Origin of the sequence: Streptomyces sp. NPDC093261 (genome assembly GCF_044753645.1) — a bacterium.
Classification (GTDB): Bacteria; Actinomycetota; Actinomycetes; order Streptomycetales; family Streptomycetaceae; genus Streptomyces.
Genome location: NZ_JBIVNO010000001.1, coordinates 83,582 through 95,711 on the forward strand (window position 1 = coordinate 83,582; position 12,130 = coordinate 95,711).

At 70.7% G+C, this 12,130-nt stretch carries 12 protein-coding genes; 6 read left to right on the forward strand and 6 right to left on the reverse strand.

Annotation, left to right across the window (positions count from 1 at the left end; translation table 11 throughout):
- Positions 1 to 13: 13 nt before the first annotated feature.
- The 3 genes from ectB to thpD are packed head-to-tail and all read left to right on the forward strand — an operon-like array spanning position 14 to position 2,596.
- Positions 14 to 1,285, forward strand: coding sequence for a diaminobutyrate--2-oxoglutarate transaminase (ectB, locus tag ACIP94_RS00410; protein WP_402417632.1), 1,272 nt, complete (start codon positions 14 to 16; stop codon positions 1,283 to 1,285).
- A gap of 20 nt (positions 1,286 to 1,305) precedes the next feature.
- Entirely contained in the window at positions 1,306 to 1,704 is a 399-nt protein-coding gene (locus ACIP94_RS00415) for an ectoine synthase (RefSeq protein ID WP_402417633.1), read from the forward strand.
- Position 1,705: 1 nt separating this feature from the next.
- Positions 1,706 to 2,596 carry an ectoine hydroxylase gene (thpD, locus tag ACIP94_RS00420; RefSeq protein WP_402417635.1) on the forward strand — a complete coding sequence of 297 codons (891 nt, stop codon included), beginning with the start codon at positions 1,706 to 1,708 and terminating at the stop codon, positions 2,594 to 2,596.
- A 72-nt stretch (positions 2,597 to 2,668) separates the two neighbouring features.
- Here the strand turns inward: thpD and ACIP94_RS00425 are convergent, their stop codons facing one another.
- The 5 genes from ACIP94_RS00425 to ACIP94_RS00445 all read right to left on the reverse strand — a co-directional run bounded on the left by ACIP94_RS00425 (position 2,669) and on the right by ACIP94_RS00445 (position 7,420).
- Positions 2,669 to 3,718, reverse strand: a complete 1,050-nt coding sequence (locus ACIP94_RS00425) for an aminotransferase class V-fold PLP-dependent enzyme (protein ID WP_402417637.1) — start codon at positions 3,716 to 3,718, stop codon at positions 2,669 to 2,671.
- Positions 3,719 to 3,816: 98 nt separating this feature from the next.
- Positions 3,817 to 4,533 (reverse strand): DsbA family oxidoreductase, encoded by a 717-nt coding sequence (locus ACIP94_RS00430; RefSeq protein ID WP_402417640.1) that lies wholly within the window; start codon positions 4,531 to 4,533, stop codon positions 3,817 to 3,819.
- A gap of 77 nt (positions 4,534 to 4,610) precedes the next feature.
- A complete protein-coding gene (locus ACIP94_RS00435; protein ID WP_402417642.1) occupies positions 4,611 to 5,114 on the reverse strand; it encodes a GNAT family N-acetyltransferase in 504 nt (167 codons plus the stop codon).
- A 66-nt stretch (positions 5,115 to 5,180) separates the two neighbouring features.
- The gene (locus ACIP94_RS00440; protein ID WP_402417643.1) at positions 5,181 to 5,789 is read right to left on the reverse strand and encodes a DUF1349 domain-containing protein; all 609 of its coding nucleotides are present in this window, start codon (positions 5,787 to 5,789) and stop codon (positions 5,181 to 5,183) included.
- A 101-nt stretch (positions 5,790 to 5,890) separates the two neighbouring features.
- Entirely contained in the window at positions 5,891 to 7,420 is a 1,530-nt protein-coding gene (locus tag ACIP94_RS00445) for an aldehyde dehydrogenase (NADP(+)) (RefSeq protein ID WP_402417644.1), read from the reverse strand.
- Between the two features lie 142 nt (positions 7,421 to 7,562).
- Here ACIP94_RS00445 and ACIP94_RS00450 point away from each other — a divergent pair, with 142 nt between their 5' ends.
- The 3 genes from ACIP94_RS00450 (at position 7,563) to ACIP94_RS00460 (ending at position 10,407) form a co-directional block, all read left to right on the forward strand.
- On the forward strand, positions 7,563 to 8,336 hold the full coding sequence (locus tag ACIP94_RS00450) for an IclR family transcriptional regulator (protein ID WP_402417646.1): 774 nt from the start codon (positions 7,563 to 7,565) through the stop codon (positions 8,334 to 8,336).
- A gap of 19 nt (positions 8,337 to 8,355) precedes the next feature.
- Positions 8,356 to 8,829, forward strand: coding sequence for a GNAT family N-acetyltransferase (locus ACIP94_RS00455; RefSeq protein WP_402420263.1), 474 nt, complete (start codon positions 8,356 to 8,358; stop codon positions 8,827 to 8,829).
- Positions 8,830 to 8,949: 120 nt separating this feature from the next.
- Positions 8,950 to 10,407 (forward strand): peptidoglycan D,D-transpeptidase FtsI family protein, encoded by a 1,458-nt coding sequence (locus tag ACIP94_RS00460; RefSeq protein ID WP_402417648.1) that lies wholly within the window; start codon positions 8,950 to 8,952, stop codon positions 10,405 to 10,407.
- Between the two features lie 48 nt (positions 10,408 to 10,455).
- Here ACIP94_RS00460 and ACIP94_RS00465 read toward each other — a convergent pair whose 3' ends face one another.
- Entirely contained in the window at positions 10,456 to 11,907 is a 1,452-nt protein-coding gene (locus ACIP94_RS00465) for an NCS2 family permease (RefSeq protein ID WP_402417650.1), read from the reverse strand.
- Positions 11,908 to 12,130: the final 223 nt, after the last annotated feature.

A 12,130-nucleotide genomic window follows, 5' to 3' on the forward strand; every position in this document is an offset into this window, starting at 1 on the left:
GAGCGATTTCGCCGTGACCATCACCCAGCCGGACCTCAGCGTCTTCCAGACCCTCGAGTCGGAGGTGCGCAGCTACTGCCGCGGCTGGCCCACCGTCTTCGACCGCGCGCAGGGCAGCCGTATGTACGACGAGGACGGCCACGAGTACCTGGACTTCTTCGCCGGCGCGGGCTCCCTCAACTACGGCCACAACAACCCCGTACTCAAACGGGCGTTGATCGACTATCTGGAACGGGACGGCGTCACCCACGGCCTGGACATGTCCACCGTCGCCAAGCGGTCGTTCCTCCAGACCTTCCAGGACCTCGTGCTGCGCCCCCGCGACCTGCCGTACAAGGTCATGTTCCCGGGGCCCACGGGCACCAACGCGGTCGAGTCCGCCCTCAAGCTGGCCCGCAAGGTGAAGGGGCGCGAGGCCATCGTGTCCTTCACCAACGCCTTCCACGGGATGTCCCTGGGCTCCCTCGCCGTCACCGGCAACGCCTTCAAGCGCGCCGGGGCCGGGATACCGCTCGTGCACGGGACGCCCATGCCCTTCGACCACTACCTGGACGGCAGGGTCCCCGACTTCCTGTGGTTCGAGCGGCTGCTGGAGGACCAGGGTTCGGGTCTCAACCGCCCCGCCGCAGTGATCGTCGAGACCGTGCAGGGCGAGGGCGGCATCAACGTGGCCCGGCCCGAGTGGCTGCGAGGGCTCGCCGATCTGTGCGCACGCCGTGACATGCTGCTGATCGTCGACGACATCCAGATGGGCTGCGGCCGTACCGGTGCCTTCTTCTCCTTCGAGGAGGCCGGGATCACGCCGGACATCGTCACCGTGTCCAAGTCCATCAGCGGCTACGGATTGCCCATGTCGCTGTGCCTGTTCAAGCCCGAACTGGACGTCTGGGAACCGGGCGAGCACAACGGCACCTTCCGCGGGAACAACCCCGCGTTCGTCACGGCCACCGCCGCGCTGGAGACGTACTGGGCCGACGGGTCCGCCATGGAGAAGCAGACCCGGGCACGCGGCGAGCAGATCGAGCAGTGGCTGATCTCGATCACCGAGGAGAACCTCGCCGATGTCAGGGAGTACCGCGGGCGCGGGCTGGTGTGGGGCCTGGAGTTCCACGACAAGCAGCGCGCCGGGCGGGTCGCGAGCCGGGCCTTCGAACTCGGGCTGCTCGTGGAGACCTCGGGCCCCGAGAGCGAGGTCGTCAAGCTGCTGCCCGCCCTCACCATCACCCCGGACGAGCTGGACGAGGGCCTGAGCACTCTCGCCCGCGCCGTCCGGGAAACCGTCTAGCAAGGAGGAAGAAGAGCACCGTGATCGTCCGCTCGTTCAAGGACATCGAAGGCACCGACCGGCATGTGAAGGCGGCATCCGGGACCTGGGAGAGCAAGCGCATCGTCCTCGCCAGGGAGCGGGTCGGCTTCTCCCTCCACGAGACGGTCCTGTACGCGGGCACGGAGACGTCGATGTGGTACGCCAACCACATCGAGGCCGTGGTCTGCGTCGAGGGCGAGGCCGAACTCACCGACCACGAGACCGGGAAGACGTACTCGATCACCCCCGGCACCCTGTACCTCCTCGACGGGCACGAGCGCCACACGCTGCGCGTCAAGGAGGACTTCCGCTGCATCTGCGTGTTCAACCCGCCCGTGACCGGACGGGAGGACCACGACGAGAACGGCGTCTATCCGCTGCTGACCGAGGAGGTGTGAAGTGACCGTGACCACCACCGACCTGTACCCCAGCCGCGGCACCACCGAGGTGTCCGTCCCCCGTCAGGACCCGGTCGTCTGGGGCTCCCCCGACACGCCCGGCCCGGTGTCGACCGCCGACCTCCAGGCGTACGAGCGTGACGGCTTCCTCGCCGTCGACCAGCTCATCACCCCGGACGAGGTCGAGGTCTACCGCCGTGAGCTGGACCGGCTCGTCACCGACCCGGGGATCCGCACCGACGAACGGTCGATCGTGGAGCCGAAGTCGAAGGAGATCCGGTCCGTCTTCGAGGTCCACAGAATCAGCGAGGTGTTCGCGGGGCTGGTCCGCGACGAGCGCGTGGTCGGGCGGGCGCGGCAGATCCTCGGCTCGGACGTGTATGTCCACCAGTCGCGGATCAACGTCAAGCCGGGCTTCGGGGCCAGCGGCTTCTACTGGCACTCCGACTTCGAGACCTGGCACGCCGAGGACGGTCTGCCGAACATGCGGACGGTGTCCGTCTCGATCGCGCTGACCGAGAACCACGACACCAACGGCGGACTCATGATCATGCCCGGCTCGCACAGGACGTTCCTGGGGTGCGCCGGGGCCACGCCGAAGGACAACTACAAGAAGTCGCTCCAGATGCAGGACGCGGGCACGCCGTCCGATGAGGCGCTCACCGACATGGCGAGCCGGTACGGCATCAGGCTGTTCACCGGGAAGCCGGGTTCGGCGACCTGGTTCGACTGCAACTGTATGCACGGCTCGGGGGACAACATCACCCCGTTCCCGCGCAGCAACGTCTTCATCGTGTTCAACAGTGTGGAGAACGCGGCGGTGGAGCCGTTCGCGGCACCGGTGCGCCGCCCCGAGTTCATCGGCGCGCGGGACTTCACTCCGGTGCGCTGATCCGGTGTCCGCCCCGCACTGACCGCCGGGCCGGGGCCTCCTCGTGTGGGACGGGAGGCCCCGGCCCGGTTCTCACCCCCCCAGCGCCGCCAGCAGCCTGTCGACGTCCTCGGGCGTGTTGTACAGATGGAAGGCGGCACGCAGATTGCCCGCGCGGTCGGAGACCTCGATGCCCCTCCCGCTCAACTCGCCCTGCCGGTGGCCGAGTCCGGGCACGGAGACGATCGGGGAGTCCGGCGCGGGGAGCGGCTCGTGGCCGAGCGAGCGCAGTCCGGTGCGGAAGCGCCCGGCGAGGGCGAGGTCATGGGCCCGTACGGTGTCCACGCCGAGTTCCTCGAGGAGTTCGAGGGAGCGGCGGGCGCCGGCGTAGGAGAAGAGCGCCGGGCTCTCGTCGAAGCGCCGGGCGGAGTGGGCGAGTTCGTCGACCGGGCCGTAGCAGCTGTCCCAGGGCCGCTCCCCCGCGACCCAGCCGGCGAACAGCGGGCTGAGGCCGCCGAGGTCCTCCGGGACCACCAGGAAGGCCACGCCCCGCGGGCACAGCAGCCATTTGAAGGCGACGGCGGCGACGTAGTCGTACGCGCCCGTGTCGAGGTCGAGCCAGCCGGCGGCCTGGGACGCGTCGACATAGGTACGCGCCCCGTGCGCCCGGGCCGCGGCGCGGATCGCGGACAGGTCGGCGATCCGGCCGTCCGCCGACTGCGCGGCGCTCACGGCGATCAGGGCGGTGCCGGGCCGCACCGCCTCGGCGATCTGCTCCAGGGGCACACTGCGCACCTTCAGACCGCGCCGGACGTGGAAGGGGTTCACCACGGAGCTGAAGTCGCCCTCGGCGGTGAGCACCTCGGCCCCCTCGGGCAGCGAGGCGGCGATCAGCCCGGTGTAGACGGCGACCGAGGCCCCGGCCGCCACCCTGTGGACGGGGACCCCGGCCAGCCGGGCGAAGGAGGCGCGGGCGGCCTCGACGTCCGCGAACATGTCGGTCGGCTGCCCGGCGGCCGCCGACTCGACGGCGATCCGCAGGGCCTCCACCGTGCGGGCGGGCAGCAGCCCGGTGCTCGCGGTGTTCAGATAGGTGTTCTTCGGGGCGAACTCGGTGCGGACGAGGGTCTCGAAGGTCTCCATGGGACCACTCTGCGGCCCCGGGAACCCACAGTCCATCGCGAATTCCTGCGGGGTTCCGCGAAGGAACGCTTATACGACCGCCGTGACCTGGGGTTCGCTCAGCTCTGCGGAACCGCGCAGCCGTCCGGACCGCAGGCCTGCGCTCCGCCGTCCTCGATCAGCCGCAGCGGGGAGCGCTCGCCCCATGCCCGGGTCAGCGCCTGGGTGAAGACCTCGGCGGGCTGGGCACCGGAGACGCCGTAGCGGCGGTCCAGGACGAAGAACGGCACCCCGTTCGCGCCCAGCTCGGCGGCCTCGCGCTCGTCGGCGCGCACGGCGTCCGCGTACGCGGTGGGGTCGGTGAGCACCCGGCGGGCGTCCTCGGCGTCGAGCCCGGCCTCCACTGCCAGCTCCACCAGCCGCTCGTCGCCCTCGGAGAAGACGGAGCGCTCCTCGGCGAAGTTCGCCCGGTACAGGATCCGGATCAGCTCGTCCTGCCGGCCCTGCTCCTTGGCGAGGTGCAGCAGCCGGTGCATGTCGAAGGTGTTGCCGTGGTCACGACCGGTGGTGCGGTACTCCAGGCCCTCGGCGGAGGCCTGCGCGCCCAGGTTGTCCTCGCCGGCCTGCGCCTGCGCCTCGCTCATCCCGTACTTCCCGCACAGCATCGTGAGAACCGGCTGGACGTCGCCCTTGGCGCGGTGCGGGTCCAGTTCGAAGGAGCGGTGCACCACCTCGACCTCGTCCCGGTGCGGGAAGGCCTCGAGCGCCTTTTCGAAGCGGGCTTTTCCGACATAACACCAGGGGCAAGCGATGTCGGACCAGATCTCCACGCGCATGTCTTCGGCTTCTCTCCGGGTCGTACGGCCGCGGAGACCTCCCCCGCGGGGGTAGGTGAACGTTCAAGCGCCCGTTTTCATTCCCCCGGCACGGCGTACCGGAGGAAGAGGTGGTGGTCGCCCTCGCCGGCCGGGTGCTCCGGGTCGGGGAGCCAGCCGTGGCGGGCGTAGAAGGCCTGGGCGCGCCGGTTGTCCACATGCACGTCGAGGACGGCCGTACGCCTGCCGTCGGCCCGCCACTCCTCGAGGCAGCCCGCGTGCAGCTCACTGCCGATGCCCCGGCGCCAGTGGCCGGGGTCGACATGGAACTGGAAGAGCTTGACGGTGTCGGCGGGGGAGCCCTCCGGGACGCGGAAGGAGGCGATGGCGACCATACGGCCCTGTTCGACGGCCACCAGCACCCGGCCGTCCGTCCGCTGGATGGCGCTCAGCCAGGCGGCGGGCCAGTCGATGCCGTCCTGCGGCAGCCCGTCCGGGTAGTAGGTCGCCCGGGCCCGTGCGTGCAGGGCGGCGACCGCCTGTGTGTCGGCGGGCACCGCGGTACGGATCACCCGGCGTCCGGTCACACGGTCTTCGATCATGCAACGGAGGACGTGACCACGGCGGGGACGGTTCCCGGCGGGCCGGCCGGCGGGACGGGCGGCGCGTCAGGAGCCGTCCCGCAGGCTCTCCGGCCAGCAGTCCCGGTACTCCATGTGGTCGAAGGTGACCACGCACCCCTCCCCCACCGGGGACTGTGTCATGAAGCCCACCAGAGCCGCACCCGTCTCCTCCTCGCCCGCCAGGGTGAACAGCCGGACGAACGTCCACCGCTTCCCGTCCCGGGAGGCGTGGAAGGCGAACGCCCGGCCCGTGCGGCTGACCCGGAGCCACACCGAACTTCCCTCCACGGTGAAGGAGTTCGCGTCGTCGGAGTGCCCGCGCGTGACCACCGTGCAGACCGTGGGCACGTCCGGTGAGTACTCCAGGCACAGCTTGGCCCACGCCCGCTCCCCCACGTGCACGTACAGGACGCCCGCGTCGAAGGACGCGTTGAAGCCGACGGTGACCCGGGCGATGAGCTGGAAGTCGCCCTCGGGCGCGCCGAGCAGCCGGGGCGCGTCCGAGGCCGGGTCCAGCCCCTCACCGGTGGGCGGAACGAAAAGATCCTGCCGGGCCCCCGCCCAGCCGGTGAGGACCCCGTCCTCGTAGGACCAGTTGCCGTCGGGTCCGTAGGTGCGCAGCAGAAAGGGGAGTTCGGGAAGTTCGAGGTCCATGGGCAGAGTGTCCCAGGTCCTGACGTGGGGACTCGCGCCTTCGGGAACGGGGCGCGCGGAGGACCGCGCCCACCCCGCACGCCCGGCCCCTCCCGGGCCCGTCAGCGCTCCAGCCGCCCGTTGAACCGCCGCGGCAGCCCCAGTGGGTTGTCGTCCCGCAGCTCCGGAGGAAGCAGCGCCTCGGGGGCGCCCTGGTACACCACGGGCCGCATCCACCGCTCGATCGCCGTGCCGCCCACCGAGGTGGACGTGGAGGTCGTCGCCGGGTAGGGACCGCCGTGGTGCTGGGCGGGGGCCACCGCGACCCCGGTGGGCCAGCCGTTCACCAGGACACGGCCCGCGAGCGGGGTCAGCTCCGCGAGGATCTCCGGGCCGCGGCCCTCGCCGGCGGCCTCCTGCGCGGACAGGTGCACGGTCGCCGTGAGGTTGCCGGGAAGGCGGGACAGTACGGTGCGTGCCTGGGCCTCGTCCTCGTACCGGGCCACCACGGTGACGGGGCCGAAGCACTCCTCCAGGAGCAGGTCGTAGGCACCCTCGCCGGTCAGCTTCTCGGCCGGGACGGTGAGGAAACCCGGGTTCACCGTGTGCTCGCCGCCCGCGCCCGGCGTGACCGGGGACTCCACGTCCGGGAGTCCGGCGCGCTCGGCGACCCCGGCGAGGAAGGTGTCCCGCATGCGGTGGTCCAGCAGGACCCCCTCCCCGGCTGCGCCGACGGCCTCCGTCAGGGACTTCACAAGCCGGTCGCCCGACGCGCCCATGGGGGCGAGGACCAGTCCGGGCTTCACACAGAACTGGCCGACGCCCAGCGTCATGGAGCCCGCGAGCCCCGCCCCGATCGCCTCGGCGCGCTCGGCGGCCGCGGCCTCGGTGACCAGGACCGGGTTGAGCGAGCCCAGTTCGCCGTGGAACGGGATCGGCACGGGGCGCGCCGCCGCCGCGTCGAAGAGCGCACGGCCGCCGCGCACGGACCCGGTGAACCCGGCCGCCGCCACCAGCGGGTGCCGGACCAGCTCGACGCCCGCCTCGAAGCCGTGGACGAGCCCGATGGCGCCCTCCGGGATCCCGTGCTCGGCGGCGGCCTCGCGCAGGGTGGCCGCGACCTGCCCGGACAGGGCGGGGTGGTCCGGGTGTGCCTTGACGACCACCGGGCAGCCGGCGGCCAGCGCGCTCGCGGTGTCCCCGCCGGCGACCGAGAAGGCGAAGGGGAAGTTGGAGGCGGAGTAGACGGCGACGACGCCGAGGGGGACCTTGTAGCGCCGCAGGTCCGGGATCGGCGGGGTCGCCGTGTCGTCGGGGTGGTTGATGATCACGTCGAGGAAGGCGCCCTCGTCGACGATGTCCGCGAACGCCCGCAACTGGTAGCAGGTCCGCGCGAGTTCGCCGGTGAGGCGGGCCGGGCCCAGCGCGGTCTCGGCGTCGGCGGTCTCGACGAGCCGGTCCGCCGCGGCCTGGAGCCGGTCGGCCGCGGTACGCAGGAAGGCGGCGCGGACCGTGCGGTCGGCGAGCGCTCCCCGCCCGGCGTGGGCCGCGCGGACGGCGGCGTCCACCGCCTCGGCCGTGGCCTCGACGGCAACCTCTCCCCGCTGCTTCCCGGTTCGGGGGTCGACACTCCAGACTGGTGCTGCTGCCACCGCGGGTCCCTCCAGATGTCATGCCGCAGTTCGTCCGTCAGCCATCAGCTGCGTTCGATATACTGAACGCCGTCTCTGATGATGAATATGCTGCTCGGAGACTATATCTTCAGCTTCCCGTCGAACGAAGGGGTCAAGGGCGATGTCGGCAGGCGAGACAGGCGGCGGGGCACAGGTCAAGTCCGCGGTGCGGACAGTGGAGTTGCTCGAGTACTTCGCCGGCCGCCCCGGCATGCACTCCCTGGCCGCGGTGCAGGAGGCGGTGGGCTATCCGAAGTCCAGCCTGTACATGCTGCTGCGCACGCTCGTGGAGCTGGGCTGGGTGGAGACGGACGCGACCGGCACGCGCTACGGCATCGGCGTGCGGGCACTGCTGGTGGGCACGTCCTACATAGACGGCGACGAGGTGGTGGCGGCGGCCCGCCCCACCCTGGACCGGCTGTCGGACGACACCACGGAGACGATCCACCTGGCGCGGCTGGACGGCATGAACGTGGTGTACCTCGCGACCCGCCAGTCCCAGCACTATCTGCGCCCGTTCACCCGGGTCGGCCGCCGGCTGCCCGCCCACTCGACCTCGCTGGGCAAGGCGCTGCTGAGCACCTACCCGGACGAGCAGGTGCGCAAGATGCTCCCCGAGACGCTCCCGGCGCTGACCGAGCACACCATCACGGACCGGGAGAAGCTGATCGAGGAGCTGCACCAGGTCCGCGAGCAGGGCTACGCCGTCGACCGCGAGGAGAACACACTCGGACTGCGCTGCTTCGGGGTCGCCATCCCCTACCGCACCCCGGCCCGCGACGCGATCAGCTGCTCGGTCCCGGTGGCCCGGCTGACCCCCGCCCATGAGCAGATGATCAAGGATGCGCTGTTCGACGCCCGGGACCGGCTGACGCTGGCGACGCGGAGGCTGTGACATGCGCAAAGGCTGTGACATGGAGGTCGTGCTGCGTGAGGTCCAGGACAGCGACCTGCCGGTCCTCTACCGGCAGATGAACGACCCCGTGGCGCTCCGGATGGCCGCGTTCACTCCCGAGGACCCGGCCGACCGGGCCGGCTTCGACGCCCACTGGGGCCGGCTGCGGGACTCCCGTGACGTCGATGTGCGCACGGTCCTGGCGGACGGTGACGTGGTGGGCACCGCGGGGGTGTACGGCGAGCCGGGCGAACGCGAGGTGACGTACTGGATCGACCGTGCCCACTGGGGGCGGGGCATCGCGACGGCCGCCCTGCGGATGCTGCTGGAGGAGGTCCCGGAGCGCCCGCTGTACGCCCGGACCGCCGCCGACAACGTGGCCTCCGGCCGGGTCCTCGGCAAGTGCGGCTTCGAGGAGACGGCCCGGGCCAGGGGGTACGCCCACGCCCGCGGCGAGGAGATCGAGGAGATCGTCCTCATCCTGAAGGCCTGAGGACAGGGGGCTTGATCGGGAGCACGGGCCGGTCCGTCCACCGGCCCCTTCATGAAGTCCCGATGAGAAAACGGGGCGGAAGGGAACGTTCCAGGCGATCCCGTTCGTCTTCCGGGCGGGATGAACAAGACGATCAGACGCGCATCGGTCTTCGCGCTGCTCCTCGTGGTCTCTCTGCTGGTCAGGGCGACCTGGGTGCAGTTCTACGACGGCAAGGCGCTTGCAGACGACAAGGACAACCGGCGGAACGCGATCGACACGTACGGGGCGCCGCTCGGAAACATCATCGTGGGCGGCCGGTCGATCACCGGCTCGGCACGAACCGGCGGCAGTGACCTCGCGTACAAACGCACGTACACGGACGGCAAGCTGTACGCGGCGGTGACGGGCTATGCCTCGCAGAGCTACGCGCCGACCCAACTGGAGGGCATCTACCAGGACGTCCTCAACGGCACGGACTCCCATCTGAAGACCGCCATGGACACGATCACCAACAAGCGGGCGGACCCGGGCAACGTGGTGACGACCATCGACCCGGACGTCCAGAAGGCGGCCTACCGGGCCCTGGGCGACAAGAAGGGCGCGGCCGTCGCGATCGACCCCGCCACAGGCCGGATCCTCGCGGTCGTCGCGACCCCGTCCTACGACCCGTCGTCGCTGACCGACGCCGACACCGCCGGGGCGGCCTGGAAGAGGCTGGGCAGCGACCCGGGCAAGCCGCTCGTCAACCGTGCGCTGCGCCAGCCGCTGCCGCCGGGCTCGACGTTCAAACTGGTCGTCGCGGCGGCAGCGCTGGAGGACGGGCTGTACTCCTCGGTGGACCAGAAGACGGACAGCCCGAACCCCTACCGGCTGCCGGGCTCGACCCACCCCCTGGCGAACGAGGACCCGGGTGCCCCCTGCGCCGACGCCCCGATCCGGGTGGCCCTGCGCTACTCGTGCAACAACGTCTTCGGCAAGATGGCCGTCGACCTCGGCCAGGACAAGGTCAGGGCGATGGCCGACAGGTTCGGCTTCGACGACGACCGGCAGGACGTGCCGGTGCGCGCGTACGCGAGCGTGTATCCGAAGGGCATGGACCAGGCGCAGACGGCCCTGTCGGGCATCGGGCAGTTCGACGTGACGGCGACCCCGTTGCAGATGGCCATGGTGTCGGCGGCGATAGCCAACGACGGAAAGCTTCTCTCGCCGCACATGGTCGCGCAGATCACCGACAGCGGCGGCGACGTGCTGAAGAACTACGACGACAGCCCGAGCAGCCGGCGGATCATCAGTCCGTCGACCGCCGAGCAGCTCCGGTCCGCCATGCGGACGGTCGTCGAGGAGGGCACCGGCACCAACGCCCGGATCCCGGGCGCGACGGTGGGCGGCAAGACGGGTACGGCCCAGCACGGCGAGAACAACAGCAAGACGCCGTACGCCTGGTTCACGTCGTATGCGAAGTCCGGCACGAGCGGCAAGGAGGTCGCCGTCGCGGTGATGGTCGAGCAGTCGGACGCGGCTCGCTCGGAGGTCAGCGGCAACGGGCTGGCTGCCCCGGTCGCCAGGGCCATGATGCAGGCGGCGCTGAAGAAGTAGGGCCGGCGCTCCGGTGGGGACGGCCCGGTCCGGGGCCGTCCCCCCGCCTCACCTGACGCCGAGCATCTGCTCCACCGGATCGATCGCGAAGTACACGAGGAACAGCGCCGACACCCCCCACAGCAGCCAGTTGACCTCCCTGGCCTTGCCGAGGACCGCCTTGATGACGACGTACGACAGGAACCCGGCACCGATGCCGTCGGTGATGGAGTACGTGAACGGCATGGCGGCGATGGTCACAAAGGCCGGGATGGCGATCTCATAGCGGTCCCAGTCGATGTGCTTGACGTGCGTCATCATCAGGAAGCCGACGGCGATCAGGGCGGGGGCCGCCGCCTGGAGCGGCACGATCGTCAGCAGCGGGGTGAGGAAGAGCGCGAGGCCGAAGAGGCCGCCGGTGATCAGGTTGGCGAAGCCGGTGCGGGCGCCCTCGCCGACACCGGCCGCGGACTCGATGTAGGCGGTGTTGGACGAGCCGGAGGCGACACCGCCGGCCACCGCGGCGGCGCCGTCGATGAACAGGACCCGGCCGATGCCCGGCACCTGGCCTCTTTCGTCGAGCAGCCCCGCCTCCGCGCTGATGCCGACGATGGTGCCCATCGCGTCGAAGAAGTCCGACAGGATCAGCGTGAAGACCAGCAGGACGACGGTGAGCGCGCCGGTCTTGCCGAAGGCGCCGAACAGGCTGAAGTGACCGAGGAGTCCGAAGTCGGGGGTGGCCACGACCGTGTCGGGCACCTTCGGGGTGGTCAGGCCCCAGCTCTTGATGTCGGCCACGGAGTTGACGACGATGGCGACGATCGTCATGGTCACGATGCTGATCAGGATCGCGCCCTTGACCTTGCGCGCGAGCAGGGCGATGGTCAGCAGCACGCCGAGGCAGAACACCAGCACGGGCCAGCCGGTGAGCCGTCCGACGGCCCCGAGCTGCACCGGCACCGTGGTGCCGGCGGCGTCCGGGATGCGGCTGACGAACCCGGCGTCGACGAAACCGATGAAGGCGATGAAGAGGCCGATGCCGACGCCGATGGCCTGTTTGAGCTGCTGGGGGATCGCGTTCATGATCGCTTCCCGGAGTCCGGTGACGACCAGCACACAGATCAGCACACCCTCGATGACCACCAGGCCCATGGCGTCGGCCCAGCTCATCAGCGGAGCGAGCTGGAAGGCGACGACGGCGTTGAGACCGAGGCCCGCGGCGATGGCGAGCGGCAGATTGCCGCCGACGCCCATGACGACGGTCATCACACAGGCGACCAGGGCGGTCGCGGTGACCAGTTGGCCCGCGTCCAGGTGGTGGCCGAACTTGTCCTTGCCGCTGCCCAGGATGATCGGGTTCAGGACAAGGATGTAGGCCATGGTGAAGAACGTGGCGAAGCCGCCGCGTATCTCTCGGCCGAAGGTGGAGCCCCGTTCTGAGATTCTGAAGAACCGGTCGACACCGTTCGCCTCGGGGGGCGCGGTGTTCGACTGGTCGGCCACCTGCTGTCTGTCGGGCATGGCGACACTCCTCGTTGCCTGGTGAACCGGTGCGGGATGCTGGCTGGATTGTTCCCTCGGCGCCTCGGTTTCAGGTTTTCTCCGTGTTACGGAATCGACGCGGGACGCGCGGGCGACCCCGGCCGCGCCGTCGCCGTCCCACCGCACGGAGCTGCCGGCCCCAATCCCCTCGACCGGACAACGGACGCCCCCGCCGGTGGTCACCGGCGGGGGCGTTCGCCCG